The following is a 24,269-nucleotide window of genomic DNA, read 5'->3' as shown; positions in this document are numbered from 1 at the left end:
CCTGCTCCCCACACTCAGATTCGGCCCCCAAGACCTGTATTGCCGGGCGCCCGAAGGATGGCAAGGGCCGCCAAGACCAGCCCGAGCAGCGCGACCGGCACCATGGCGAGGAATACGCCAGGGCCGAACAGGCGGTAGAGATAGCCGGAGAGAACCGTCATTACCCCCATGGCAAGCGCACCGGCGGCGACGAGGCGGCCCTGCGCGGTCGCCCGGCGCGCATCCGGGGCGAGTGCCGACACCGCCGCCAGCGAGCCGAGATGCGCGCAGCCGAAGGTGATCCCATGCAGGAGTTGCAGCAGGAAGGTGAGCGACAGATTTAGGTCGGCGCTCATCGCGCCGAAGCGCAATGCCGCCACGAGCGCCGCGATCGCGATCCAGCGCAGGCCGACGAGACCGCGCGCAGCGATGCCGCCCGCGATCAGGAAAACGGCGATCTCGGCGAGGACACCGACAGCCCAGAGCCAGCCGATCGCCTCTCCGCTGAAACCGAGGCTGCGCCAGTGCAACGAGCCGAAGGCATAGAGCGCGGCATGGGTGGCATTGACGCAGGCCGCAGCCCCCACGGCCAGCCAGAACGGCAGCTCGAAGCCGGCGGGGGGCGCTCCCTGCCGGACGCCTGACACGACGCCGCTCGCTGGTGACGGAGCCTGCAGCGCGGCGAGCGCCGCCAGCGAACTGCTGCCGGCGAGGACGAATGGGATGAGCCAGGCGCCATGCTGCGCGATCAGATGGCCGCCGGCGAGATTCGAAAGCACGAAGGTCACCGAGCCCCAGAGCCTGACGCGGCCATAATCCCTCAGCGCGCCCGCCTTCACCTGCTCGGTGGTCAGGACGTCGGCCAGCGGCACCACGCCCGACAGTGCGATGGCGCTGAGCGCCGTCAGCACCGCGATCGGAACGAGCTGGTCCTGGGGTGCGAGAGCAAAATAAAGCGTCGCCGCGAGCGCATTCAGCAGGGCGAGCAGGAGATTTGGCTGCAGACGGTCGCCGAGCCCGGTCACTGACGACGCGACGAAGACGCGCACCAGGATCGGGATCGCCAGGACATAGCCGATGTCGACATCGCTCAGCCCCTTCGAGGCGAGCCAGACCGGGAAAAAGGGCAGATAGAAGCCGACGCCGAGAAAGTTCAGTGCGTGCATCAGCGACAGGCGTGCCGCCAGCAGACGCGAGAATCCGGACCGGAGCGGCGGTGACATGCCCTTGGCAGCGATTTCTTAAAGAATCAGCAGCAATTTTGCCGATGGGCATTTTCGGCCGGCGACATGCGATTCGGCCAGCCCATGGAGAGCAGTCTGGCCATGAGCGACGCGCGTTCGCTATCTCCGCTGAGCGCGGCCGACTATGACGCGATCGCGGCTGCCGTGATGGAGACGGCGCGCGGCCGCTGGTTCCTGGCCGAATATGCCAGGCGCAACCGGCAGGCCGACACCGAGATGGTGCTGTCGGCGATCGCCCGCCTCGAGCGGCTCTGCACCGTTCCTGCCGCGTCAGCGGAATTCAGCCCCGAGCTCTCGGAAACCGCCCGCGCCATTGCTGAACTGCACGACGATCTCGACCGCTCGGGCGTCAGCGGCACGGCCTCGCGCCTGTCGGCGCGCATTCAAGAAGCGGCTTCCGGCATCCTCGACGCCGCCGAAGCAATCCAGGAGATCGCCTGGACATTGCGCGAGGATGGGGCCGCGCCCGAGCTCTGCGACCGGCTCGACCGGCGCGCGACCGAGATCCACGGGACGACGACGATCATCGAGGCCGGCGCGAACCAGATCGAGAAGGTCGCCGACACCATCGCCATGCTCGATGCGAGCCTGCGCGATACGGCCGAGGGCTCCGCCGCCTTCCTACTCGATACGCCGCCTCCCGCTCCGATCGCATCGGCGGCACCGCAACCACCGATGTCTACGAAGCCCGCGACCGATCCAGGCGACATCGACGTGGTCGAGGCCAGCACGCAGCAGCGCGCGCCTCTGAGCGAGGCCGGGCTGGGCCAACAGACACGCCCTTATCGCCGGCGCAGCAGCACCCAGGTGGCCGAGGACGATATCGCCTTCGCCGATGTCGGTGCACCGCCAGAATCGATCCTGCTGCCGGACACGGCCAGTTCGGCGCGTCTCGAGCTCAGCTATTCCGAAGCGGATCTGCGGGCGATCGCCTCGCTGCCGGTCGAGGACCGGCTGCATTTCTTCGGCTGAATTCGTCCCGCCTCAGTTCTCGCGCCTCAGCGCGCTCTCATGCCAGCGCCGCAGCAGGAGATGCGAAATCAGGCTGGTCGCCAGGAAGATGGCGATGCCCGAGAGCGAGATCATCAGCAGCGCCGCGAAGACGCGCGGGATCTTGAGCTGATACCCGGCCTCGAGGATGCGATAGGCCAGCCCCGATTCCGAACCGCCCGTCCCCGCCACGAACTCGGCGACGACGGCGCCGATCAGGGCGAGCCCGCCCGAGATCTTGAGACCTGCGAGGAAATAGGGCAGCGCCGCCGGCAGCTTGAGATAGCGCAGCGTCTGCCAGCGCGTCGCGCCATGCAGCTGGAAGAAATTGATCAGGTTGTGGTCAGCCGAGTTCAGCCCGAGGATGCTGTTCGACAGGATCGGGAAGAAGGCGACGATCCAGGCGCAGATCAAGAGCGAGAGATTGATGTCGCCGGCCCAGATGATGATCAGCGGCGCGATCGCGACGATCGGCGTCACCTGCAGGATCACCGCATAGGGCAGCAATGCCATCTCCAGCCATTTCGACTGGGTGAACAACACAGCAAGCGCGACGCCGACGATCACCGCCGCCGCCAGCGCCATGAAGGTGATGCGCAAGGTTATCCAGAGCGAGGCCGAGAGCGTGCCCCAGTCGGCGATCAGGGTCTGGCCGACCAGGAGCGGCCCGGGCAGCACATAGGACGGCACCTCGTTCCAGCGCACGGCGAATTCCCAGAGTCCGAGCACCAGGACGCCGACGAAGATCGGCGCGAGGATGCGCGGCCAGAAGCTGACCGGCAGGCCGAGGATGCTGGGCTCCGCAAGCGTGAGCGGACGGGCCTCGGCATCGGTGCCGTCATGCGGCACTGCGGTGGACGGAGCGGCAGAACTCATGCGCCGATCGCCTCCTTGAGCTTGCCGGAAGCGAGCCGGCAGAGATGGGCGTATTCGGCCGAGGTCCGGAACAATTCGTCGCGCGGATAGGGCGCGGAGACGTCGAGATCGGCCATGACGCGGCCGGGTCGGGCTGCCATCACCACAATCCGCTGCGAGAGATAGACCGACTCGAACACCGAATGGGTGACGAAGACGGCGGTGAAGCGCTCGCGCCACCACAGGTTCAGGAGGTCGTCGTTGAGGCGATGGCGGGTGATCTCGTCGAGCGCGGCGAAAGGCTCGTCCATCAGCAGGATTTTTGGCCGCATCACCAAAGCGCGGGCGATCGAGACGCGCATCTTCATGCCGCCAGAGAGCTCGCGCGGGTAGGACTTTTCGAAGCCTTTCAGCCCGACCAGCGCCAGCATCTGGGCCGCGCGCTCCTCAGCTTCGCGCTTCGGGACATGTTTCAGGACCAGCGGCAACATGACATTGGACAGCGCATTGGCCCAGGGCATCAACGTCGGATCCTGGAAGACGAAGCCGAGATCACGCCCGGCCTTGTCCTCGCCCGCGCCGGGCCAATCGATCGTGCCTGTGGACGGGCTGCCGAGCCCGGCGATCATGCGCAGCAAGGTCGACTTGCCGCAGCCGGAGGGGCCGAGCAGGCTGACGAACTCGCCGGCGCCGAGATCGAGATCGACATCGCGCACGGCGATGGTGCCGTTGGCGAACTGCTTGGAGACCCGCCGGATCGAGACGAGCGGAGCCCCGCTCGCCTGCCCCCCGCCGGATGTCTGCTCAGATAGGCTGTGTCCAAAGGCCTGATGATCCGTTGTGTGAAAGGCCGTCATCCTCGGGTGGAGCGGAGCGCAGACCCGAGAATCTCCGGCAAGAAATGCTCGGGACAAGCCCGAGCATGACGTATTTCAGGGCTTGCCGACACCCTTGTTGATGAACTCCAGGCTGTAGGCTTTCTTGACGTCGACTCCCGCAGGGATGACACCGGCGTCCGTCATCGTCTTGGCGAAGCTCGCCCAGCGCGCATCGGTCATGGCGCCGATGCCGAGCGTCTTCGCATCGCCCGAGGCGACGATGCCGTTGTCGTTCATCACCTTGAGGGCGTAGTCGATCTTCTCCTGATCCATGTCGGGGTTGTCCTTCAGGATCCGGGCATTGGCGGCGGCGATGTTCGGGCCACCCTTCATGTATTCGGCCCAGCCCTCGGCCGTCGCGTCGACGAAGCGCTGCACAATCTCCTTCTTCTCCTGCACCATCTTGCGGGAGATGGTGATGGTCGTGTTGTAGTTCTCGAAGCCGGCATCGGCGAGGAGGTGGACGACGGGCTCGACCCCGGCCTTGCGGATGACGAAGGGCTCGGAGGACAGGAAGCCCTGCTGGGTCAGCTTCTTGTCGGCCAGGAACGGCGCCATGTTGAAGGTGTAGGGCCGGATCTGCTCGTCGCGATAGCCGAATTTCAGTTTCAGGAACGGCCAGAAGCCGACGCGGGCCTGCGCCGCGATCAGGATCGGTTTGTCCTTGAGGGCGGCAAGCGTGTCGTTGCCCTGGCCGGGATGCGAGATCAGGACCTGCGGGTCCTTCTGGAAGATCGAGGCGATGACGAGGAAGGGCAGGTTCTCCTGCGCGAAGCTCAGCGCCTCCAGCGAGTTGCCCATGATCATGTCGACGCGGCCGCCGAGTAGGAGCTGGGTCGGGTTCTGCTGCGGGCCGCCGGGCCGGATGTCGACGTCGAGCCCGTACTTCTTGTAGATGCCGTTGGCGGCGGCGAGATAGAAGCCGCCATGCTCGGTCTGGGCGCGCCAGTTGGTCTGGTAGCTGACCTTGTCGAGGGTCTGCGCATTGACTCGCGCCCCCGGCACCGGGATCAGCACCGAGGCGGCCGAGCCGCCGAGCAAGCCAAGCGCAGCGCGCCGGTCGAGGCGATATTTCATCGTCATGGCCTAACCCCCTCCATCATGTCGCGAACCCGCTACCGGGCCGCACCCTTGCGCCCGGCAAGCAGCTTGTATGCCACGGTCGATAGGCCGCTGGAAATGCGTCGCCGCCGGCTTTCGCACAGGCGGGCTTTGCCGGCGAGGCTCCAGGCTGCATGGCATGCGCGTGTCATCAGCCCTTCCCCCGTCATCCCCGGCCATTATGCTGCGCAGTCCTGTAGCCTTTAAGCAGCAGGCGCGAATCGCGGGCCCGGCCCGCAGCTTGATCGACGAGACATCGAGACATGACCGCACGCTTCTGGGGCGACCTGAAGACCACCGACTTCGCCGGCCTCTCGCCCGAGGCGACCATCGCGGTGCTGCCGCTCGCCGCGATCGAGCAGCACGGCCCGCACCTGCCTGTATCGGTCGACACCACCGTGATGAACGCGATGCTGGCGCTGGCGATGCCGCAGGTCCCGGCCGGGCTCGACGCGTTGGTGCTGCCGACGCAGGCGATCTGCAAGTCGAACGAGCACCTGCATTCGCCGGGCACGCTGACGATCTCCTGGGAAAGCGCGATCCGCAGCTGGATCGAGATCGGCGAGAGCGTGAAGCGCGCCGGCCTGCGCAAGCTCGTGCTCGTCACCTCGCATGGCGGCAATGTCGACCCGATGAAGGTGGTGGCGCGCGAATTGCGCGTCAGACAAGGGATGTTCGCGGTCTCGACCTCCTGGAGCAATTTCGGGCTGCCGCCGGAGCTCTATGGCGAGATGGACGCCAGGCACGGCATCCATGCCGGCGATATCGAGACCTCGCTGATGCTGCATTTCCGGCCCGACCTGGTCGACATGAGCCAGGCCGGCCGCTTCGTGCCGCGCACGGTCGAGATGGCGGACGAGGGCTACCGATGGCTGCGGCCGACCGGCGCCCACCCCTTCGCCTGGATGGCGCAGGATGTTCACCCTTCCGGCGCCGCCGGCGATGCCAGCCGCGCCACCGCCGATAAGGGCAAGGCGACCGCCGAGCTTCAGGCCAGGGGCTTCGTCGAATTGCTGGCGGATGTGGCGCGGTTTCCGCTCTCGAAGCTGCACAAGGCGGGATGAACCAGTCTTTCCGGGGCAGGCCGAAGGCCTGAGCCCGGAACCCATGAACACCGCGCTCACCGTCATGGTCGGGTTTGTCCCGACCATCCACGTCGTCCTTCCTGCAATGCGCTGTCCAAGACGTGGATGCTCGCCACAAGGGCGAGCATGACGAACTCAAACAGTGTCGTGTTCATGGATTCCGGGCTCGACGCTTCGCGTCGCCCCGGAAAGACGGAAACGGTTTTCAATCCGGATCGAGCAACCTCGGCCCCGCCCCCTGTTTGGCGAGTTCGTCCCAGGGATTGTGCAGCGGGCAGCTCTTCACCGAGAGGCAACCGCAGCCGATGCAGTCGTTGAGATGGTCGCGCAAACGGGTCAGCCGGTCGATGCGATGCTCCAGTTCCTCTTTCCAGGCGGCGGAGAGCCGGCTCCAGTCCTCCGCCGTCGGCGTGCGCTCCTGCGGCAGCGCCTTGAAGGCTTCGCGGATGGTCTTCAGCGGGATGCCGGTGCGCTGCGCCACCTTGATGATGGCGACGCGGCGCAGCACCTCGCGCGGATAGCGGCGCTGGTTGCCGGCATTGCGGCGGCTGCGGATCAGCCCCTCAGCCTCATAAAAGTGCAGCGCAGAGACGGCGATGCCGCTGCGGCTTGCGACCTGGCCGACGCTGAGATCGTCAGTGAAGGGATTGCGGGCTGGGTGCTTCATGGCGCTTGACCTTAACCTTACTTGAGGTCTTATAGAGATCGCTCCGCTGCACCGCCAGCCCCTCGGAGCCCTCCCATGCATCGCCCGCTCATCCCCCAGATCAAGGTTGCCGTGATCTATGGCAGCACGCGCCAGGGGCGCCTCTGTACCAAGGTCGCCGGCTGGACGATCGCGCAGATCGAGGGCGATGGCCCGTTTTCGGTCGAAAGCGTCGATCCCGGTGCCCAAGACCTTGCCGAGCAGACGGAGCGGCTCGGCCGGGCCGACGCCTTCATCGTGGTCACGCCCGAATACAATCGCAGCTTCCCGGCCCCGCTGAAGGCGCTGATCGACGCAACCGGAGCGGAATGGCGTGGCAAGCCGGTCGCCTTTGTCTCCTATGGCGGGGTTTCGGGAGGCCTGCGCGCCGTCGAGCAACTCCGCCTCGTCTTCGCCGAACTGCACGCCGCGACGATCCGGGATGGCGTCTGCTTCGCCAATGCCTGGGACCAGTTCGACGAGAGCGGCAGCCTGCGCGATGCCGACCGGGCCGAGCGGGCGATGGCGACCATGCTCGGACAGCTCCATTGGTGGGCGAGCGCGCTCAGGACGGCCCGCAACACCGTGCCTTACGGCCAATTCGCAGCCTGAGCAGCATCCGGCGGAACACAATATCGGTAGCCCGCTCGCAGAGATTTTCTCGCGCCGGCGGGTCGTAGGAGGCAAATTCCACGGCCCGATGACCGCGCGTGGAAAATCCCCCTGACAATGCAGGCATCCAACGCCGCGATGCAGTTTGCTTCACAAATTGGAACTGGTCGTGGCCGCGGCATCCGGCGAAGGATCGGGCAAACCGATCCCTCGCACTGCGGAGCCGCCATGCAGCTCAAACTCCTGCGCAACGCCCTGCTCAAGCTGAGCTATGCCGGCAAGACCCTGCTGATCGATCCCGATTTCGGCGAGAAGCTCAGCCGCCGCTCGATCGCCGGCAAGTCGCAGAACCCGATGGTCGACCTGCCCGAGCCGATCGAGGACATCCTCGCCGGCGTCGACCATGTCATCGTCTCGCATCTCCATGCCGACCATTTCGACGAGGTCGCCAAGGCGCGGATCCCCAAGGATATTCCGCTGATCTGCCAGCCCGGCAATGAGGAGGCGATCCGCGCGGCCGGCTTCAGCAATGTCGAGCCGCTCGCATGCTTCGTCCGGATCGGGCCGATCGTGGTCAAGTCGCAGCCGGCCCAGCATGGCACCGGGCCGGTCGTCGAGGTGATGGGCAAGGTGATGGGCCTCACCCTGGAAGCGCCGGGCGAACCGTCAGTCTACTGGTGCGGCGACAGCGTGCTCTATCCGCCGCTGCAGGAGGCCGTCGCCAAGGCCGAGCCCGACGTGATCATCACCCATTCCTGCGGCGCCCTCTGGGACGGCACGCTGATCGTGATGGATGCGCAGCAGACGCTCGACCTCGCCGAGCAGGCGCCGCAGGCGGTGATCGTCGCCGTCCACATGGAAGCGCTCGATCACGCAACGGTCAGCCGGCAGGCGCTGCGCGAGGCGGCCGAGGCTCGCGGCATCGCCTGCGAGCGGCTCCTGATCCCCGCGGATGGCGAGACGATCGAGCTGAAGGCGCCGATGGGCGCCTGAGCGGTGCTTACCTGACGCGCTTGGCGTCAACACCAAAGGAGCGAAATGTATTGCGGTCGACGACGGTTACGGTCGTCGACGAGCTGGAATTGCCGAACTCGCTCTTGCTGGACATCTCCAGCACGCACTCTCCGGCACCGGCACCGGGTTTGGTGGTCCATTGGCCGGAGGTGACCTGCTCCTCCCACTTCCCTTCCTGATTGACGAAGCGGCGGACGGCCCTGAAGGAGCCGTCGGCGTTGTAGGCGTCGAGATTGTCGACCTTGACCTTCATCGGCCCCATGGCGACGTCGCCCTTGGTGGCCCAGCGCCCGGTCAGCGTTCCCTTGCAGTCAGTGGCGGCGGAGGCGACCCCGGCCGAGCCGAAGACAGCAGCGAGGAGTGGCAGGAGGAAGCGGCACATGACGATCTCCGGAGAGCGATGCAGGTCTCACTGCACCGATACTCGCTCCGGAAATGCCTGATCGCATCCTCCATTCGAAGGAGCAGCCGCTACTCTCCCGCCTTGAGCTGCTTGGCGTAGATGTCCTTGTACTGCTCGCGCAGCAGGTTCTTCTGGACCTTGCCCATGGTGTTGCGCGGCAAGTCGGCGACGACGAAGACCTGCTTGGGCTGCTTGAACTTGGCGAGGCGCTGCTCCAGCGCCTTGGCGATGCCGGCGGCGCTGATATCGGCCCCGGGCTTGGCTACCACCACGGCGGTGACGCCCTCGCCGAAATCCGGATGCGGGCAGCCGATCACGGCGCTCTCGATCACGCCCGGCATCTCGTCGATCTCGGCCTCGACCTCCTTGGGGTAGACGTTGTAGCCGCCGGTGATGATCAGGTCCTTGCCGCGCCCGACGATGTGGACATAGCCGGCCGGATCGATCTTGCCGAGATCGCCGGTGATGAAGAAGCCGTCGGCCCGGAACTCGGCCTTTGTCTTCTCGGGATTGCGCCAATAGCCCTTGAAGACGTTCGGCCCCTTGACCTCTATCATGCCGATCTCGTCGCGGGCGAGCTCCTTGCCGGTCTCCGGATCGGTGACGCGGGCCGAGACGCCCGGCAGCGGGAAGCCGACCGTGCCCGCCACCCGGTCCCCGTGATAGGGATTCGAGGTGTTCATGTTGGTTTCGGTCATGCCGTAGCGCTCGAGGATTGCGTGGCCGGTGCGCTCGCGCCATTCGCGATGCGTCTCGGCCAGCAGCGGCGCCGAGCCGGAGACGAAGAGGCGCATGTGCTTCACCGCCTCCTTCGACAGGCGCGGATCCTGCAGGAGGCGGACATAGAAGGTCGGCACGCCCATCATGCTGGTGGCCTTCGGCAGGTATTTGAAGACCTGCTCAGGATCGAACTTCGGCAGCAGGATCATTGAGGCGCCGGCCAGAAGGATGGTGTTGGTCGCGACGAAGAGGCCGTGGGTGTGGAAGATTGGCAGCGCGTGCAGCAGCACGTCGTCCTTGGTGAAGCGCCAGTAGTCGACCAGCGCCAGCGCATTCGACGCGAGATTGTCATGGCTGAGCATGGCGCCCTTGGAGCGCCCGGTCGTACCGGATGTGTAGAGGATCGCGGCAAGATCATCGGCGCCGCGCGCGACATCCCTGAACTCGCCCGAGGCGGCATTGGCCTTGTCGAGCAAGCTGCCCGTGCCGACGCCGAGGGTCTCCAGCTTGGCGCCCGCCTTGTCCGCGAAGGATTTCAGCGCCTCCGCCTTGGCCGGATCGCATAGGAAGACGGCCGGCTCGGCATCGCCGAGGAAGTATTCGACCTCGGCCGGCGTATAGGCGGTGTTGAGCGGCAGGAAAATCGCGCCGGCACGGATCGTGCCGAGATAGAGCATCAGCGCCTCGATGCTCTTCTCGACCTGGACGGCGACGCGGTCGCCCGGCTTGACGTCGAGCGCGACCAGCGCATTGGCGAACCGCGCGGAGACCGCAACCATATCGGCATAGGAATAAGTCCGGCCGTCATCGAGAAACGCGAAGGGCGCGGTTGGCGCCGGCATGCGGGCCTTGATCAGGTCGAACAGATGATTGCCCATGATTTCGGGTCCTTTCAGGCGTTTCCGTTGTCTGTGTTCACTTGGTCGCGGGCCGAAGCTGCTTCTTCACCGAGGAGGAGGCGACGACGGTGTTACGGCTGGCGAAGGCCTCGTGATTGGCCTCGATGTCGGCGAGTTCATAGCGGTAATTGACCATGACGCCATGCGACTCGCGCTGGCCCCGGTCAGAGAGATTGCCGCCGACATTGATGCGCTCCAGCCGCGCGCCATTGCCGAGATGGAAACGGGCGACCGGGTCAATCACGCGCCCAGAGGAAGTCCGGGCGCGCAGCATGTAGTGCGCCAGCATCTGCCCGAGCAGCTTGTCGCGACGGGCGCGGGTGACCTCGTCCTGCTTCGCGACCTCGGCCGGAGCCTGCATCAGCAGCGCCGCTTCCTCATTGGTGAGACCGAGTTCGGCCGGCTCCGCAAGCTCCTGGCCGAGCCAGCGTGCGAAGCCCGGCACCGGTGAAAGCGTGACGAAGACGTCGAGCCCCGGCAGCTCGCGCTTCAGATCTTCGGCGACCTGCTTGATCAGGAAATTGCCGAAGGAGATGCCGCGCAAGCCCTCCTGGCAGTTGGAGATCGAATAGAACACCGCCGTGGTGGCCGAGGATGCCGGCAGCACCTCGCGATCCTCGCTGAGCACATCGACGATGCGGCTCGGGCTCTCGCGGGTCAGCGCCACCTCGACGAAGATCAGCGGCTCGTCGATGAGCTGCGGGTGGAAGAAGGCGAAGCAGCGCCGATCGGCCGGCTCGAGCCGGCGGCGCAGATCGTCCCAGTCCTTGATGGCGTGGACCGCTTCGTAGCGGATGATCTTCTCCAGCACATTGGCCGGCGTGGTCCAGTCGATCCGGCGCAGCACCAGGAAGCCGCGATTGAACCAGGAGCCGAACAGGTGTCGGAAATCGGTGTCGACAGCCTTGAGCTCGGGCTCTTCCTTCATCGCCTCGAACAGGCTCTCGCGCATGCGCACCAGCACATGCGTCCCGCCGGGCGCGAGATTGAGCCGGCGGAAGAGCTCCTGCCGGCGCGGTTCGGAGGCGAGATGGAGCTGCCCGACCGCCTCGGCGTCGGGATTGTCGCGATAACGCTCCAGCGCGGCGTCAAGCCGCTCGTGATCGGGGCCGAAGCGCTCCAGCAGCAACTGGAAGAAAGCAAGCTGGCCGGCCTCGTCGAGCCGCTGCCAGTCGTCGAGCACGGCCTGCGCCAGCGCCATGCCGGACGCCTCGCCGCGCCCGGAGAGCAGATCCTCGCAGAGCTTGTCGAGCGGCCGCCGGCGGTTCGAGGCGAAGCGCTCGAAATTGATCAGCGCGCGGCCGCGATCGGCGACGCTGGTCAATAGATCGCCAAGAAACGCCATGTGCACCCCCAAGAGCCTGCTGCCCGGGCAATCCTATACGAGTTTGCCGCAGTGCAAACGGACGGTGCTGCGACACGATCGCGCTACCTCAACAGGCCCCAGGCCTTGATGAAGAAATCGGGCGCGCCGAAGTTCCCCGACTTCAGCGCCACCACCATCTCAGGCCCGTCGACGACGCGCGTCCAGGGTACGCCGGGGTCGATCTCCGGGCCGATCTCCAGGGTGCGGATGGCAAGGCCCTGCACCACCGCGCCCGAGGTCTCGCCACCGGCGACGAGCAGTCGGGTGACGCCGCCAGCGTTCAGCAGGCGCGCCAACTCCGCAAAGGCATGCTCGACGATCTCGCCGGCCTTGTCGCGGCCGAGCTTGTCCTGCACCGAAGCGACCTCGGCCGGATCGTCGCTGGAATAGACGAGGAAGGGCTTGTCGACGGGCTGAGCCAGGGCCCAGTCCGCCAGTTCCTTCGCCGTCTGCTGGCCGCCGGCCAGCGCCAGCGGATCGACCTTCAGCGCCGGGATCCCGACCGCGAGCGCCGCCTTGATCTGGCCGCGCGTCGCCGCCGAGCAACTGCCGGAGATGATGCCGGCGCGGCCGGTCGGGGCGGCGAGATGCGTCGCGGTCTCGCGCCAGGGCAAGAGCCCCGCCTTGCGGAAATTCTCGGGCAGGCCCATCGCGATGCCGGAGCCGCCGGTGAGCAGGACATGGTCGGAGATGGCCTCGCCGAGCACCATCAGATGGCCGTTGTCGAGCGCGTCGGTGACGACATAGCGCACGCCGTCGGCGGCCAGCTCGGCCAGGCGCTTGCGCACGGCGGCGGCGCCCTGGTTGACGGAAGCATAGGAGGCGAGCCCGACCTTCTGAGGAGTCTGCGCACCCATCAGCCGCATCAGGTTGGCATCCCGCATCGGCGTCAGCGGGTGGTCCTTCATCGAGCTCTCTTGCAGCGGCACCTCGCCGACGAAGAGATAGCCCTGGAAGATCGAGCGGCCATTGGCCGGGAAGGCCGGGCAGACGATCGCCTGATGGGCATTGAGGCGCTGCATCAGCGCGTCCGCGACCGGGCCGATATTGCCCTTGGCGGTCGAGTCGAAAGTCGAGCAGTATTTGAACAGGATCTGCCGCGCACCGGCCGCGAGCAGCGCTTCGCAGGCGGCGAGCGAATCCGCCACCGCCTCCGCGACAGGATTGGTGCGCGATTTCAGCGCCACGACGACGGCGTCGGCCTCGGGCAGCTTTGCCCCGGCAGCGGGGGCGCCGATGACCTGGACCGTGCGCATCCCGGCACGGTTCAGCATCAGGGCGACATCGGTCGCGCCCGTCATGTCGTCGGCAATCACACCCAGCAGCATTGTTTGACCTTCCCTTGCCTTCCTTCGCGGGCAATGGCCCGCGGCGAAAATCTTGCATACCAGAATTGGCGCGCGCGGCGAGAGGCCATCACCGCGCCACCGCCATGCAACCCCTGCTCCACGCCGTCACATTGTATCCATTGCACCAGACACCACGGCATGGAATGTTTCTGGCCAAGCTCGGCCTGGGCAAGGAAAGCCCTATCGACGATCACCGCAAAATACGCCAGCTTGGTACCGAATGGGACCAAACAGGAATGCCCCGCGAAGCTCCGTGATCGCCGCAAGAGCGATGGAGTCTCGGGAAAGGGGCCAAGGTCAAAGCAAAACAACGATGAGGGGAACAGCGATGAAACGTATCGTTCTGCTGGCGTCCGCGGCTCTGCTCGGCCTCGCCATTCTTCCAGCTCAAGCCCAATCGCCATCGACCTTGCGCATCGGCCTGCAGGAGGACCCTGATGTGCTCGATCCGCACAAGGCCCGCACCTTCGTCGGCCGCATCGTCTTCATGGGCTGTGCGACCGGCTCGTCGACATCGACCCGGAGCTGAAGATCATCCCGCGGCTGGCGACGCAATGGTCGTTCTCGGGCGATGGGCTGACGCTGACGATGAAGCTCCGGACCGACGCCAAGTTCCATGATGGCGAGAGCTTCAACGCCGAGGCGGCCAAGGCCAATCTCGAGCGGGCGATGACGCTGCCGGATTCGCTCAGAAAGTCGGAGCTCGCCTCGGTCGCAAGCGTCGAAGCCCCCGATCCGGCGACGCTCGTGCTGAAGCTGAAGCGCCCCGATGCGACCTTGCTCGCCCAGCTCACCGACCGCGCCGGCATGATGCTGTCGCCGAAGAGCCTCGGCCCCGACATCTCGGCCAAGCCGGTCTGCTCCGGCCCCTACCAGTTCGTCGAGCGTGTCCAGAACGACCGGATCGTGCTGGAGAAATTCAAGGGGCACTGGGAGGCTGACAAGTACCAGTTCGACCGGGTGATCTACCGCGCCATTCCCGACACCACGGTGCGCCTCGCCAATCTGCGCGCCGGCGAGCTCGACATGCTGGAGCGACTGGCACCGACCGATGTGAAATCGGCCAAGGGCGACAAGAGCCTCAAGGTCGAGAGCACCGCCAATCTCGGCTATCAGGGCATCACCATCAACACCAATCATGGCGAGGCCGCCAACCAGCCGATGGGCAAGGATAAGCGCGTCCGGCAGGCGCTGTCGCTGTCGATCGACCGGAAGGTGCTGAGCCAGGTGGTGTTCGAGGGGCTCTATGCGCCGATGAACCAGCCCTTCAACCCCGGCAACCAGTATCTTTCCGCCGCCCTGCCCGTGCCGGAGCGCGACGTCGCCAAGGCCAAGGCGCTACTGAAGGAAGCCGGGGCCGCCAAGGTCAGCGTCGAGCTTTTTGTGACCAACAACCCGGTCGACGCCCAGCTCGGTCAGGTCATCCAGGCGATGGCGCAGGAAGCGGGCATCGACATCCAGATCCGCTCGAGCGAGTTCGCCAGCCAATTGCGCGACCAGCAGCAGGGCAAGTTCCAGATGAGCCGGATCGGCTGGTCCGGACGCATCGATCCGGACGGCAATATCCACCAGTTCGTCACGACCAAGGGCAACCAGAACGACGGGCGCTACTCCAATGCCGAGGTCGACAAGCTGCTCGACGAGGCCCGGACGCTCTACGATGTCGCCGAGCGCAAGAAGCGCTACGACGCGGCGCAGAAGATCCTCCAGGACGAACTGCCGATCGTCTATCTCTACAATTAGACCGTCTTCTTCGCGCTGCGCTCCAATCTCCAGGGCTTCGTGATCAACCCCGACGGGATGATCCGGCTTTCGGGGCTGAAGCGCTCGTGAGGATGCAGCCCGATCGACGCGGGCACCGCCACCCTACGCCCTCCCCCCTTGTGGGGGAGGATTGGGGAGGGGGGAATGCCATGCTCCCGCGCTTCAAATCCTGGCGAACGCCGCGTGCAAAACGACCAGCCTCACGGCTGACTACCCCCCTCTCCAACTCTCCCTCACAAGGGGGGAGAGAGGCGCCCTCTCCGGCTCACGACAGCGACCGGCAGCCATGTTCGCGCTGATCGGCCGACGCGTCCTGATCGCGATCCCGACGCTGTTCCTGGTGTCGCTGTTCGTCTTCGCCCTACAAAGGGCGCTGCCGGGCGACCCGTTCCTGGTCATCGCCGGCGAGGAGCGCGATCCAGAGGTGATCGCACGCCTGCGCGCGATCTACCGGATGGACGATCCGATCGTCGTGCAGTTCTTCGCCTGGCTCGGCCAGGTGCTCCAGGGTGATTTCGGCCGCTCGCTGCGCACCGGCGAGCCCGTGCTGACCCTGATCCTGCAGAAGCTGCCGGTGACGATCCAGCTCGCCACCGCCTCGATCATCGTCGCGCTCGCAATCGGCCTGCCGGCCGGAATCATCGCGGCGCGACGCAAGGGCACCATCGTCGACTATTCGGCGAGCGCGCTCGCTCTGTCCGGCCTGTCGATCCCCAACTTCTGGCTCGGCATCATGCTGATCCTCGTCGTCGCCGTGGAGCTGAAATGGCTGCCGGCCTCGGGCTTCGAGTCGATCTTCGTCGACCCCAAGGCGGCGATCGAGCGCCTGATCATGCCGGCCTTCGTGCTCGGCGGCGGGCTCTCGGCCTTCATCATGCGCCATACCCGCTCGGCCATGCTGGAAGTGCTACGCTCCGACTATGTCCGCACAGCGCGCGCCAAGGGGCTCGACGAGCAGACCGTCGTCAACCGCCACGCGCTACGCAATGCGCTGATCCCGATCATCACCCTGTCGACGCTGCTGTTCGGCGAACTGCTCGCCGGCGCGGTGCTGACCGAGCAGGTCTTCACCATCCCCGGTTTCGGCAAGCTGATCGTCGATGCCGTCTTCAACCGCGACTATGGCGTCGTCCAGGGCGTGGTGCTGTGCACGGCGCTCGGCTTCATCCTGATGAACCTGCTCGCCGATGTCCTCTATATCCTCGCCAATCCGCGCCTGAGGAACGCCTGATGAGCGCCGTGACCGAGACCGGCGCGGCCGGCCCCTTGCAGGCGCGCCCGGGTGTGATGCGACGGCTCGTCCGCAACCGCTCGGCGCTGATCGGCGGAGCCCTCGTCCTGACCTTTGTGCTGCTGGCGATCCTGGCGCCGATCCTCCCGCTGGCCGATCCGCTGAAGTCGAACTTCCTCGCGATCCGCAAGCCGCCTTCCGAGCTGTACTGGTTCGGCACCGACGAGCTTGGCCGCGACCAGGTATCGCGCCTGTTCTATGGCGCACAGACCTCGCTGCTCGCCGGCATCGTCTCGGTTGCGATCGCGCTGGCGATCGGCATTCCCTTCGGGCTCGCCGCCGGCTGGTATGGCGGCTGGATCGACATCGTGATCTCGCGTGTCACCGAGGCCCTGCTGGCCTGCCCGTTCCTGATCCTCGCCATCGCCTTCGCCGCCGTGCTCGGACCGTCGCTGACCAATGCGATGATCGCGATCGGGCTCTCGGCGGTGCCGATCTTCATCCGGCTGGTGCGCGGCCAGGTGATGACGGTCAAGGCGGAGGACTTCGTCGAGGGCGCCCGCGCGGTCGGCGCGCGCGACCTGCGCCTGATGCTGGTCCATGTCCTGCCGAATACGCTCTCGCCGATCATCGTGCAGGCGACCCTGTTCATGGCGCAGGCGATCATCCTGGAAGCCGCCCTCTCCTTCCTCGGCCTCGGCCAACAACCGCCCTCGCCGTCCTGGGGCCAGATGCTCAACGTCGCCAAGAACTTCATGGAGCAGGCGCCCTGGATGTCGGTTGCGCCCGGCATCGCCATCTTCCTGGCAGTCCTCGGCTTCAACCTGCTCGGCGACGGCCTGCGCGACGCGCTCGATCCGAAGGAACAGTAGGTGCTGCCCTCTTCCTCAGCCCTCATCCTGAGGAGCCGCGCAGCGGCGTCTCGAAGGATGCTCCAGAAAGCTCGGGAAACGCCGGCGCTGGAGATACGAAACAGCTCATGTTCTGCGCCTGGCCAGTTCTGGCAGGAGATTCCAGTGGCCTTCGATCATGGCTTGCTTCTTTGCGCGCGACCAACCTTTGACCCGGCGCTCCATCGCAATGGCATCGGTGATGCTCGGGAAGTGCTCCGCAAACACCAAGGCCACCGGCCGCCGCCTGAACGTGTAACTCGCCGGATAGAGACCGGTGTTGTGCTGCCCGACCCTCGTCTCAACATCGCCCCTGGTCGTCCCGGTGTAGAAACTGCCGTCACTGCAGCGGAGAATGTACAGCCAACAGCCATCATGCTCTCGCATGCTGTTACGAGTCCTTGTTCCCTTCTCAGCCCTCATCCTGAGGAGCGCCGTAAGCGCGTCTCGAAGGATGCTTCAGAAAGCTCCGGAACCAGCTGGAGCATCCTTCGAGACGCGCTCCTGCGGAGCGCTCCTCAGGATGAGGGCTAAGGGTAGGAAACGCGATCCGCCCCTGAGCCGATTTTTCCAACCAGTGGATAGCCCGATGTTCACCACCCGCCCCGAGATCCTCGGCACCTTCGGCGTCGTCACCTCGACTCACTGGCTCGCGACCGCGTCCGGGATGGCGATGCTGGAGAAGGGCGGCAACGCCTTCGACGCCTGCGCCGCCGCCGCCTTCGTGCTGCAGGTGGTCGAGCCGCACCTCGTCGGCCCGGCCGGCGACATGCCGGCGGTGTTCTATTCGGCCGAGACCAGGAAGGTCGAAGTGCTCTGCGCCCAGGGGCCGGCGCCGGCCGCCGCGACGATCAAGGCCTATAAGGACCTCGGCATCGACATCATCCCCGGGGACGGCCTGCTCTCCACCGTGATCCCAGGCGCATTCGGCGGCTGGATGACCATGCTGCGCGACCATGGCCGGCTGCCCCTGCGCGAGGTGCTGGAGCCGGCGATCGGCTATTTCGAGAACGGTCACCCGATGCTGCCGCGCGTCTCCGACACGATCGCAGGCCTCAGCGACCTCTTTACCAATGAATGGCCGACCTCGGGCGCGGTCTACCTGCCCGGCGGCAACGTCCCTAAGGGCCGCGAGCTCTTCCGCAATCCAGTGGCGGCCGCGACCTACAAGCGCATCCTCGCCGAGGCGGAAGCCGCTGGCGGCGATCGCCAGAAGCAGCTCCAGGCCGCTTACGATGCCTGGTACAAGGGCTTCGTCGCCGAAGCGATGGACGCCTTCTGCCGCACGGAAGCGCCGATGGATTCGACCGGCCGCCGGCACAAGGGCCTGCTCACCGCGCAGGACCTGGCCGGCTGGACGCCGCACTACGAGGCGCCGGCGAGCGTGACCTATCATGACTGGGAGGTGTTCAAGATCGGCCCCTGGGGCCAGGGCCCGGTCTTCCTGCAGACGCTGAAGATCCTCGAAGGTTTCGACCTCTCCGCAATGGGCCCGGCCAGCCCCGAGTTCATCCACCATGTCGCCGAAGCGATGAAGCTCGCCTTCGCCGATCGCGAGGCCTATTACGGCGATCCCGACTTCGTGAAGGTGCCGCTGGCGACGCTGCTGTCGGACGACTATGCCCGCGGCCGGCGCGCGCTGATCGGCAACGAGGCTTCGCTCGAAATCCGTCCCGGAGCGGTCGCTGGCTTCGAAGCGCAGGTCGCACAGGCGCTCGCCAATATCCGGATTGCCGGCCAGCATGGCGCGGCGACCAGCGCGACGGTCGGCGAGCCGACGCTCGCCTCTATGGTCGCCTCCTCGCAGCGCGGCGACACCGTCCATATCGACGTGATCGACCGCTGGGGCAACATGGTTGCGGCGACGCCCTCGGGCGGCTGGCTGCAATCCTCGCCGGTGATCCCGGAGCTCGGCTTCCCGCTGAACTCGCGCGCCCAGGCCTTCTTCCTCGAAGAGGGCCTGCCCTCCTCGCTGGCACCCGGCAAGCGCCCGCGCACGACGCTGACCCCGACAATCGCCTTCGAGAACGGACAGCCGCGCCTCGCCTTCGGCACGCCGGGCGGCGACCAGCAGGAGCAGTGGCAGCTCGGCATGTTCCTGCGCCGGGTGCATCACGGCCTCAATCTGCAGGAGGCGATCGACCTGCCGCTGTTCCATACCCAGCACTTCCCCTCGACCTTCTATCCGCGCGAGGCGCGGCCGGGTCATCTCACGGTCGAGGAGAGCGTCGGCGAGGCCGTGCTGGCCGATCTGGTGCGGCGCGGCCACAAGCTCGAGCCGGCTCCGGCCTGGACGGTCGGTCGACTCACCGCAGCCGAGAAGAGCGCCAATGGGCTCTTGCGCGCGGCCGCGACCCCACGTCTGATGCAGGCCTACGCCGCCGGCCGCTGAGGATTAGCCTATGACATGGTCCATCGTCGCGCGCGACGCCGCGACCGGCGCCTATGGCGTCGCCGTCTCCACTTGCGCCTTCGCCGTCGGGGCGCGCGTGCCTTATGGCTGCGGCCGGGTCGGCGCGATCGCGACCCAGGCCTTCGTCAACCCGCTCTACGGCGTCGACGGCTTGCGGCTGCTGCAGGAAGGGCGCTCCTCGGTCGAGATCATCGCCAACCTGACTGCGGCCGATGAAGGCCGGGCGCACCGGCAAGTCCATCTGATCGATCGCGACGGGCGCACGGCGTCCTATACCGGCAATGCCTGCATCGACTGGTGCGGGGCGGTGAACGGGCCGCAGGTCTCGGTCGCCGGCAACATGCTGGCCGGCCCGGAGGTCGTCCAGGAGACGCTGAAGGCCTATGTCGAGAATTCAGGGCTCGATTTCGACGAGCGCCTGCTGGTCGCGCTCGAAGCCGGCGAGAAAGCCGGTGGCGACAAGCGCGGCCGGCAATCCTGCGCAATCAGGATCTGGGCAGGCGAGCCGGTGCCGAGCTTCGACATCCGGGTCGACGACCATGCCGAGCCGCTCACCGAATTGCGCCGGATCTGGCGGGTGGCGCATCAGCGCTCCGTGCCCTTCCAGCAGGCCTCGCCCTCGCGGGCGCGACCTGCCGGCGTCACCGACCGGGCCGAGCTCGACCGGCTGTGTGCGGACTATGCCGAGGCGTGGAACGCGCGGCATCCGGAATAACGATCGCGGCAGCCGATCGTCATGCTCGGGCTTGACCCGAGCATCTCGGAAACCAGTGTCTTCTCGTCATGAGATTCTCGGGTCGGCGCTTCGCGCCGCCCGAGAATGACGACCTTGTTCAAGCCGCCTTGGCGGTGCGCCCTTCGGCCGCCCATTTGGCGTACCAGCTCTTGAATCGGCGCCATTCGGTCTCGACATAATTGCGCTGGGCGTCGGAAAGCCTGTCAGCGTCGTTGAAATGGCGCTCATAGGCCTTGTGGCCTTCCAGCACCATCAGGTGCTTGTAGTAGAGCACGAGGTCGACGCCCTCGTCGAAGGACGACAGCACATAGAGCGCGCGCTCCAGCTCGAGCGCATCACGCTCGGCCTGCGGGTCGCCCGCGGCGGCCTTCTGCGAGAGCGCGACGAGGTGCAGCACCTCCTTGGGCAGGGCGTTGCCGATGCCGGTGATCGCGCCCCTGGCGCCGCAGCGGATGAAGCCGTGCGTGACCTGCGTGTCGACGCCGACCATCAGCGTCAGCTTGGGGTCACGGTTGGTGATATGCTCGGCCGCATAGGTCAGCGCCGCGCCGCCGCCGAACTCCTTGAAGCCGACGAGATGCGGGAACTGCTTGTTCAACGCGAAGAACAGGTCGGCCTTGGTCTCGTAGCCGTAATAGGGGCTGTTGTAGATCACCGAGGGCAGGTCGACCGCGGCTTCCAGGATGCCCTCGAAATGGGCGCGCTGCGCCTGGAGCGAAGAGCCGCGCGAGAGCACGCGCGGGATGACCATCAGGCCCTGCGCCCCGGCCTTCTTGGCATGGGCGGCGAGCGCGGCGGCACGCTTGGGATTCTGCGCGCCGGTGCCGACGATCAGCGGGATGCCGCCCTTCACCAGCGCCTCGACGCCCTCCATGCGCTGCTCGTCGGTGAGCAACGGCCAGTCGCCCATCGAGCCGCAATAGACGACCGCCGACATCCCGGCGTCGATCAGATGGCGGCCGGTGCGCACCAGCTCGGCGTAGTCGACGTCGCCCGCGGCGGTGCAGGGGCTCATCAGGGCGGGAATCGTACCGCTGAAGATGTTCTTGGTCATGGCAGGTATCCGCTCGCGGGAGGAAATGCGGCTGCGGGCGGAGCGCCCGCAGCCGGGATGATAGCTGAAAAAATCAGGCCGTGATCGCCTTGCCAGCCTTGCGCAGGTCGGCCAGCACCGGCGCCTTGGGCAGCCAGATCTTGTCGAACTCGGCGACGACGGCCTCGGCATCCTTCGGGTTGGCGAGCTTGAAGTTGGCGCCGGCCGCCTTGAACTGCTCGACCAGCTTGGGCTCGTTGACGGCGAGTGCGTCGATCTGCTCGTCGAGCGCGGCACGGACCGTCTTCTGGATCAGCTCGCGATCGGCGGCCGGCATGCCCTGCCAGACGCGGCCCGAGGCGAGCGCGATCACCGGCATGAAGATCGCGTTCATCTGCAGGATGGTCTTGGAGACCTTGTCGAAGCGCTGGTTCCGCGAGAACTCCAGATCGGCCTCGAGCCCGTCGACCTGGCCGTTGGTCATGGCGTCGAAGACCTGCGGGGTCGGGATCGGGGTCGGAGCGGCGCCGAGCAGCTGGTAGAAGTCGCGATAGACCGGCGTCGGGTTGATGCGCAGCTTCATGCCCTTGAGCCCGGCGACGCCGTCGATCTCCTTGGCGGAGAACACGGCGCGCATGCCGGTGATGCCCCAGGCCATGCCGACGCAGCCGGTCTCGCGCGGCAGCACGTCGAACAGCTTCATCGCGACGGGGTCGCGCACCAACTTGGCGATCTTGGCGGTGGAGTCGACGATATAGGGTGCGGTGATCGCGCCGATCGCCGGCACGCGCGAGCCGAGCTCGGCTGCCATGATCCAGCCCATGTCGAGCGCGCCGGACTGCATCTGCTGCAGCATCGCCGCCTCGTTGCCGAGCTGGCCGGAGTGGAAGACCGTCAGGTTCAGCCGGCCATTGGTCTCGGCCTTCAGGCGCTCGCCGACCTTGACGGCCGCGACGTTCCAGGGATGGCCGTTCGGGGTGAGGATGCCAAGGCGCAGCTCCTTGCTTTGGGCAAGCAGCAGCGCCGGCTTGGCGATCGGCAGGGTCGCCGCGGCAGCGATGAGATGACGGCGTGAAATGGTCATGACGGTACTCCCCTTATTGGTTGGCAGGCGGGTTCACTTCACCAAGGCCAGCGAGAGCCATGGGTAGATCGAGAGCAGGACCAGGAGGACGCAGGAGATGATGAAGAAGGGCAGCGTCACCAGGAACATCTTGCCCGGCTTGGCCCCCGTCACCGCGGCGGCGACGAAGAAGCACAGGCCGACCGGCGGCGAGAGCAGGCCGAGCACGAGGTTGATCACCACGACGACGCCGAAATGCCGGGGGTCGATGGCATAGACCTCTGTCGCGATCGGCAGCAGGATCGGCACCGTCATGATCAGGCCGGGGATGCCATCGATCACCGTGCCGATCACCAGCAGGATGACGTTGACCAGCAGCATGAAGGTCACCGGATCCTCGGCGATCGCCTGGATCGAGGCGGCGACGCTCTGCGGGACCTTGCCGTAGACCAGCACCCAGGAGAACACGGCCGCTGCGGCAACGAGGAAAAGCACGATCGCCGAATAGACGCCGGCGCGCAGCATCATCTGCGGCAGCTGGCCGAAGCTGAGCTGCTTCGTCCAGTAGCGGCCGATCAGCAGCGCCGCGACCGAGCCGACCGCCGCCGCCTCTGTCGCATTGGCGAAGCCGCCGAGGATCGAGCCGACGATGACGATCGGGATCAGCAGGGTCGGAGCTGAACTGAGCACGATCTTGCCGCGCTCGCGCAGGGTCAGCTTGTCGCCGGCCGGGTAGTTGTAGACGAAGCCCATGCCGGCGATGATCAGGAAGAACAGGACCGTCAGAAGCACGCCCGGGACGATGCCGGAGAGCAGCATGTCGCTGACCGAGACCTGGGCCAGCACGGCATAGACGACGAACATCACCGAGGGCGGGATGATCGGGCCGAGCATCCCGCCATAGGCGGTGAGGCCGGCGGCGAAGTCCTTGTCGTAGCCCTTGCGTTCCATTTCGGGGACCATGACCTGCGCCATGATCGCGACCTGGGCCGTGGCCGAGCCGAGGATCGAGGCGACGAACATGTTGGCGAGGATGTTGACATAGGCCAACCCGCCCTTGAGCGAGCCGACGAAGGCCATGGCGAGGTCGACGATGCGACGGGTGATGCCGCCACCATTCATGATCTCGCCGATCAGGATGAAGAGCGGGATCGCGATCAGCCCGTAGCTGTCGACGCCGCCGAACATCTGCAGCGGGTAGTTCGGCAGGAGCTGCATGTTGCCGGTCGCCGCCATGTAGATCAGCGCGCCTAGGCACAGGCACAGCGCGATCGGCACGCCGGCCAGCATGATGCCGAAGAAGGCTCCAATCGTGAGTGCCATCAGTTCACCACCCCGTCGGCATTGGCGGCGAAGCCCGGCAGCTCCTGCTTCGCGACGAGGCCGAGATCCTCGAACAGGTTGGCCAGCGCATGCAGCGTCATGGTGAAGGCGAAGAGCGGCATGATCAGGTAGATCACCCAGGTCGGCCAGTTCAGCGTCTGGGTGCGCTCGGTGTAGATGAAGTTGAAGGACTGGCCGGCATAGTCCCTGGCGTCGAAGCCGGCCTGGGCGATGCCGACCGGATCGAGCCAAAGCCAGCACATCACCCCCAGCGCGATGCCGAACAGGACCACGCCGAGCGTTGCGATCACTCGGAAGATCGCGGCGCCGCGCGCCGAGAAGCGCTCGGTCAGCATGGTCACGGCGAAATCGAGCCGCATCCGCGTCATCGCCGAGGCGCCGATGAAGGTGAGCCAGACCACGCTGTAGACCGCGGATTCGTCGATCCAATAGATCGGGTAGCCAGTGTAGCGCGTGACGACGTTGAGCAGGATCAGCGCCGAGAGCAGGAACATCAGCGCCTGGATGGCGCGATGCTCGACCCGGAGCAGCCGCCCGGACACGGCGACGATCGCCTCTGGCACAGCCCTGGAGCGGCTACCCGCCACGACAGCTTGGTTGTTCATGCTTGCCTTC

Annotated in this window: 22 protein-coding genes and 1 pseudogene; 9 read left to right on the top strand and 14 right to left on the bottom strand. The window is 66.3% G+C overall.

Features of this window, described 5'->3' with window-relative positions; genetic code table 11:
• Nucleotides 1-14 precede the first annotated feature (14 nt).
• Nucleotides 15-1,202, bottom strand: a complete 1,188-nt coding sequence (locus ACFPOB_RS08330) for an MFS transporter (protein ID WP_377797407.1) — start codon at nucleotides 1,200-1,202, stop codon at nucleotides 15-17.
• A gap of 102 nt (nucleotides 1,203-1,304) precedes the next feature.
• Between ACFPOB_RS08330 and ACFPOB_RS08325 the strand changes: the two genes are divergently transcribed.
• Nucleotides 1,305-2,195 (top strand): hypothetical protein, encoded by an 891-nt coding sequence (locus ACFPOB_RS08325; RefSeq protein ID WP_377797406.1) that lies wholly within the window; start codon nucleotides 1,305-1,307, stop codon nucleotides 2,193-2,195.
• A 12-nt stretch (nucleotides 2,196-2,207) separates the two neighbouring features.
• Here ACFPOB_RS08325 and ACFPOB_RS08320 read toward each other — a convergent pair whose 3' ends face one another.
• The 3 genes from ACFPOB_RS08320 to ACFPOB_RS08310 form a co-directional block, all read right to left on the bottom strand.
• The gene (locus ACFPOB_RS08320; protein ID WP_377797405.1) at nucleotides 2,208-3,089 is read right to left on the bottom strand and encodes an ABC transporter permease; all 882 of its coding nucleotides are present in this window, start codon (nucleotides 3,087-3,089) and stop codon (nucleotides 2,208-2,210) included.
• Nucleotides 3,086-3,925: an ABC transporter ATP-binding protein gene (locus ACFPOB_RS08315; RefSeq protein ID WP_377797404.1), complete on the bottom strand. Its 840-nt coding sequence runs from the start codon at nucleotides 3,923-3,925 to the stop codon at nucleotides 3,086-3,088. Before ACFPOB_RS08315 ends, ACFPOB_RS08320 begins: the two co-directional genes overlap by 4 nt.
• 75 nt (nucleotides 3,926-4,000) lie before the next feature.
• Complete coding sequence (locus ACFPOB_RS08310; protein ID WP_377797403.1) at nucleotides 4,001-5,029, bottom strand: ABC transporter substrate-binding protein; 1,029 nt, start codon at nucleotides 5,027-5,029, stop codon at nucleotides 4,001-4,003.
• A 281-nt stretch (nucleotides 5,030-5,310) separates the two neighbouring features.
• Between ACFPOB_RS08310 and ACFPOB_RS08305 the strand changes: the two genes are divergently transcribed.
• On the top strand, nucleotides 5,311-6,111 hold the full coding sequence (locus ACFPOB_RS08305) for a creatininase family protein (protein WP_377797401.1): 801 nt from the start codon (nucleotides 5,311-5,313) through the stop codon (nucleotides 6,109-6,111).
• A gap of 226 nt (nucleotides 6,112-6,337) precedes the next feature.
• On the opposite strand, the gene soxR is transcribed toward ACFPOB_RS08305, so the two are convergent.
• Nucleotides 6,338-6,799: a redox-sensitive transcriptional activator SoxR gene (gene soxR, locus ACFPOB_RS08300; RefSeq protein WP_377797400.1), complete on the bottom strand. Its 462-nt coding sequence runs from the start codon at nucleotides 6,797-6,799 to the stop codon at nucleotides 6,338-6,340.
• A gap of 75 nt (nucleotides 6,800-6,874) precedes the next feature.
• On the opposite strand from soxR, the gene ACFPOB_RS08295 reads away from it, so the two are divergent.
• Both ACFPOB_RS08295 and ACFPOB_RS08290 read left to right on the top strand, forming a co-directional pair.
• Nucleotides 6,875-7,429, top strand: a complete 555-nt coding sequence (locus tag ACFPOB_RS08295) for an NADPH-dependent FMN reductase (protein WP_377797399.1) — start codon at nucleotides 6,875-6,877, stop codon at nucleotides 7,427-7,429.
• A 228-nt stretch (nucleotides 7,430-7,657) separates the two neighbouring features.
• The gene (locus tag ACFPOB_RS08290) at nucleotides 7,658-8,422 is read left to right on the top strand and encodes an MBL fold metallo-hydrolase (protein WP_377797398.1); all 765 of its coding nucleotides are present in this window, start codon (nucleotides 7,658-7,660) and stop codon (nucleotides 8,420-8,422) included.
• Nucleotides 8,423-8,429: 7 nt separating this feature from the next.
• On the opposite strand, the gene ACFPOB_RS08285 is transcribed toward ACFPOB_RS08290, so the two are convergent.
• The 4 genes from ACFPOB_RS08285 to otnK form a co-directional block, all read right to left on the bottom strand.
• A complete protein-coding gene (locus tag ACFPOB_RS08285) occupies nucleotides 8,430-8,825 on the bottom strand; it encodes a hypothetical protein (RefSeq protein WP_377797397.1) in 396 nt (131 codons plus the stop codon).
• Between the two features lie 89 nt (nucleotides 8,826-8,914).
• Nucleotides 8,915-10,444: a malonate--CoA ligase gene (locus ACFPOB_RS08280; RefSeq protein ID WP_377797396.1), complete on the bottom strand. Its 1,530-nt coding sequence runs from the start codon at nucleotides 10,442-10,444 to the stop codon at nucleotides 8,915-8,917.
• A gap of 37 nt (nucleotides 10,445-10,481) precedes the next feature.
• Nucleotides 10,482-11,810 carry a malonyl-CoA decarboxylase gene (locus ACFPOB_RS08275; RefSeq protein ID WP_377797394.1) on the bottom strand — a complete coding sequence of 443 codons (1,329 nt, stop codon included), beginning with the start codon at nucleotides 11,808-11,810 and terminating at the stop codon, nucleotides 10,482-10,484.
• 83 nt (nucleotides 11,811-11,893) lie between these two features.
• The gene (gene otnK, locus ACFPOB_RS08270; RefSeq protein WP_377797393.1) at nucleotides 11,894-13,159 is read right to left on the bottom strand and encodes a 3-oxo-tetronate kinase; all 1,266 of its coding nucleotides are present in this window, start codon (nucleotides 13,157-13,159) and stop codon (nucleotides 11,894-11,896) included.
• 349 nt (nucleotides 13,160-13,508) lie between these two features.
• Between otnK and ACFPOB_RS08265 the strand changes: the two are divergent.
• From ACFPOB_RS08265 to ACFPOB_RS08255, 3 genes and pseudogenes are all read left to right on the top strand, one after another.
• Nucleotides 13,509-15,013 (top strand): annotated as a pseudogene (locus tag ACFPOB_RS08265) (ABC transporter substrate-binding protein).
• Between the two features lie 217 nt (nucleotides 15,014-15,230).
• Nucleotides 15,231-16,175, top strand: coding sequence for an ABC transporter permease (locus tag ACFPOB_RS08260; protein WP_377797392.1), 945 nt, complete (start codon nucleotides 15,231-15,233; stop codon nucleotides 16,173-16,175).
• The gene (locus ACFPOB_RS08255; RefSeq protein WP_377797391.1) at nucleotides 16,175-17,047 is read left to right on the top strand and encodes an ABC transporter permease; all 873 of its coding nucleotides are present in this window, start codon (nucleotides 16,175-16,177) and stop codon (nucleotides 17,045-17,047) included. Before ACFPOB_RS08260 ends, ACFPOB_RS08255 begins: the two co-directional genes overlap by 1 nt.
• Before the next feature lie 105 nt (nucleotides 17,048-17,152).
• Here the strand turns inward: ACFPOB_RS08255 and ACFPOB_RS08250 are convergent, their stop codons facing one another.
• The gene (locus ACFPOB_RS08250; protein WP_377797390.1) at nucleotides 17,153-17,452 is read right to left on the bottom strand and encodes a GIY-YIG nuclease family protein; all 300 of its coding nucleotides are present in this window, start codon (nucleotides 17,450-17,452) and stop codon (nucleotides 17,153-17,155) included.
• A gap of 202 nt (nucleotides 17,453-17,654) precedes the next feature.
• Between ACFPOB_RS08250 and ACFPOB_RS08245 the strand changes: the two genes are divergently transcribed.
• Entirely contained in the window at nucleotides 17,655-19,457 is a 1,803-nt protein-coding gene (locus ACFPOB_RS08245; protein WP_377797388.1) for a gamma-glutamyltransferase family protein, read from the top strand.
• Between the two features lie 10 nt (nucleotides 19,458-19,467).
• A complete protein-coding gene (locus ACFPOB_RS08240) occupies nucleotides 19,468-20,193 on the top strand; it encodes a DUF1028 domain-containing protein (protein WP_377797386.1) in 726 nt (241 codons plus the stop codon).
• Between the two features lie 118 nt (nucleotides 20,194-20,311).
• Here ACFPOB_RS08240 and ACFPOB_RS08235 read toward each other — a convergent pair whose 3' ends face one another.
• The 4 genes from ACFPOB_RS08235 to ACFPOB_RS08220 form a co-directional block, all read right to left on the bottom strand.
• Nucleotides 20,312-21,268 (bottom strand): dihydrodipicolinate synthase family protein, encoded by a 957-nt coding sequence (locus ACFPOB_RS08235; protein ID WP_377797385.1) that lies wholly within the window; start codon nucleotides 21,266-21,268, stop codon nucleotides 20,312-20,314.
• Nucleotides 21,269-21,341: 73 nt separating this feature from the next.
• Nucleotides 21,342-22,331 carry a TRAP transporter substrate-binding protein gene (locus tag ACFPOB_RS08230; protein ID WP_377797384.1) on the bottom strand — a complete coding sequence of 330 codons (990 nt, stop codon included), beginning with the start codon at nucleotides 22,329-22,331 and terminating at the stop codon, nucleotides 21,342-21,344.
• 33 nt (nucleotides 22,332-22,364) lie between these two features.
• Entirely contained in the window at nucleotides 22,365-23,633 is a 1,269-nt protein-coding gene (locus ACFPOB_RS08225; protein WP_377797382.1) for a TRAP transporter large permease, read from the bottom strand.
• Nucleotides 23,633-24,259: a TRAP transporter small permease gene (locus tag ACFPOB_RS08220; protein WP_377797381.1), complete on the bottom strand. Its 627-nt coding sequence runs from the start codon at nucleotides 24,257-24,259 to the stop codon at nucleotides 23,633-23,635. The genes ACFPOB_RS08225 and ACFPOB_RS08220 overlap by 1 nt, the downstream gene beginning before the upstream one ends.
• Nucleotides 24,260-24,269: the final 10 nt, after the last annotated feature.

The organism is Allobosea eneae, from assembly GCF_042657265.1.
Classification (GTDB): Bacteria; Pseudomonadota; Alphaproteobacteria; order Rhizobiales; family Beijerinckiaceae; genus Allobosea; species Allobosea eneae.
Note: the sequence above shows the minus strand (reverse complement) of the source record. Positions and strands in the feature narration are given on the sequence as shown.

Excerpts from the sequence above, each read along its gene's own strand:
- ACFPOB_RS08330 (WP_377797407.1), bottom strand. The coding sequence starts at position 1,202 with ATGTCACCGCCGCTCCGGTCCGGATTCTCGCGTCTGCTGGCGGCACGC.
- ACFPOB_RS08325 (WP_377797406.1), top strand. The coding sequence starts at position 1,305 with ATGAGCGACGCGCGTTCGCTATCTCCGCTGAGCGCGGCCGACTATGAC.
- ACFPOB_RS08320 (WP_377797405.1), bottom strand. The coding sequence starts at position 3,089 with ATGAGTTCTGCCGCTCCGTCCACCGCAGTGCCGCATGACGGCACCGAT.
- ACFPOB_RS08315 (WP_377797404.1), bottom strand. The coding sequence starts at position 3,925 with ATGACGGCCTTTCACACAACGGATCATCAGGCCTTTGGACACAGCCTA.
- ACFPOB_RS08310 (WP_377797403.1), bottom strand. The coding sequence starts at position 5,029 with ATGACGATGAAATATCGCCTCGACCGGCGCGCTGCGCTTGGCTTGCTC.
- ACFPOB_RS08305 (WP_377797401.1), top strand. The coding sequence starts at position 5,311 with ATGACCGCACGCTTCTGGGGCGACCTGAAGACCACCGACTTCGCCGGC.
- soxR (WP_377797400.1), bottom strand. The coding sequence starts at position 6,799 with ATGAAGCACCCAGCCCGCAATCCCTTCACTGACGATCTCAGCGTCGGC.
- ACFPOB_RS08295 (WP_377797399.1), top strand. The coding sequence starts at position 6,875 with ATGCATCGCCCGCTCATCCCCCAGATCAAGGTTGCCGTGATCTATGGC.
- ACFPOB_RS08290 (WP_377797398.1), top strand. The coding sequence starts at position 7,658 with ATGCAGCTCAAACTCCTGCGCAACGCCCTGCTCAAGCTGAGCTATGCC.
- ACFPOB_RS08285 (WP_377797397.1), bottom strand. The coding sequence starts at position 8,825 with ATGTGCCGCTTCCTCCTGCCACTCCTCGCTGCTGTCTTCGGCTCGGCC.
- ACFPOB_RS08280 (WP_377797396.1), bottom strand. The coding sequence starts at position 10,444 with ATGGGCAATCATCTGTTCGACCTGATCAAGGCCCGCATGCCGGCGCCA.
- ACFPOB_RS08275 (WP_377797394.1), bottom strand. The coding sequence starts at position 11,810 with ATGGCGTTTCTTGGCGATCTATTGACCAGCGTCGCCGATCGCGGCCGC.
- otnK (WP_377797393.1), bottom strand. The coding sequence starts at position 13,159 with ATGCTGCTGGGTGTGATTGCCGACGACATGACGGGCGCGACCGATGTC.
- ACFPOB_RS08260 (WP_377797392.1), top strand. The coding sequence starts at position 15,231 with ATGTTCGCGCTGATCGGCCGACGCGTCCTGATCGCGATCCCGACGCTG.
- ACFPOB_RS08255 (WP_377797391.1), top strand. The coding sequence starts at position 16,175 with ATGAGCGCCGTGACCGAGACCGGCGCGGCCGGCCCCTTGCAGGCGCGC.
- ACFPOB_RS08250 (WP_377797390.1), bottom strand. The coding sequence starts at position 17,452 with ATGCGAGAGCATGATGGCTGTTGGCTGTACATTCTCCGCTGCAGTGAC.
- ACFPOB_RS08245 (WP_377797388.1), top strand. The coding sequence starts at position 17,655 with ATGTTCACCACCCGCCCCGAGATCCTCGGCACCTTCGGCGTCGTCACC.
- ACFPOB_RS08240 (WP_377797386.1), top strand. The coding sequence starts at position 19,468 with ATGACATGGTCCATCGTCGCGCGCGACGCCGCGACCGGCGCCTATGGC.
- ACFPOB_RS08235 (WP_377797385.1), bottom strand. The coding sequence starts at position 21,268 with ATGACCAAGAACATCTTCAGCGGTACGATTCCCGCCCTGATGAGCCCC.
- ACFPOB_RS08230 (WP_377797384.1), bottom strand. The coding sequence starts at position 22,331 with ATGACCATTTCACGCCGTCATCTCATCGCTGCCGCGGCGACCCTGCCG.
- ACFPOB_RS08225 (WP_377797382.1), bottom strand. The coding sequence starts at position 23,633 with ATGGCACTCACGATTGGAGCCTTCTTCGGCATCATGCTGGCCGGCGTG.
- ACFPOB_RS08220 (WP_377797381.1), bottom strand. The coding sequence starts at position 24,259 with ATGAACAACCAAGCTGTCGTGGCGGGTAGCCGCTCCAGGGCTGTGCCA.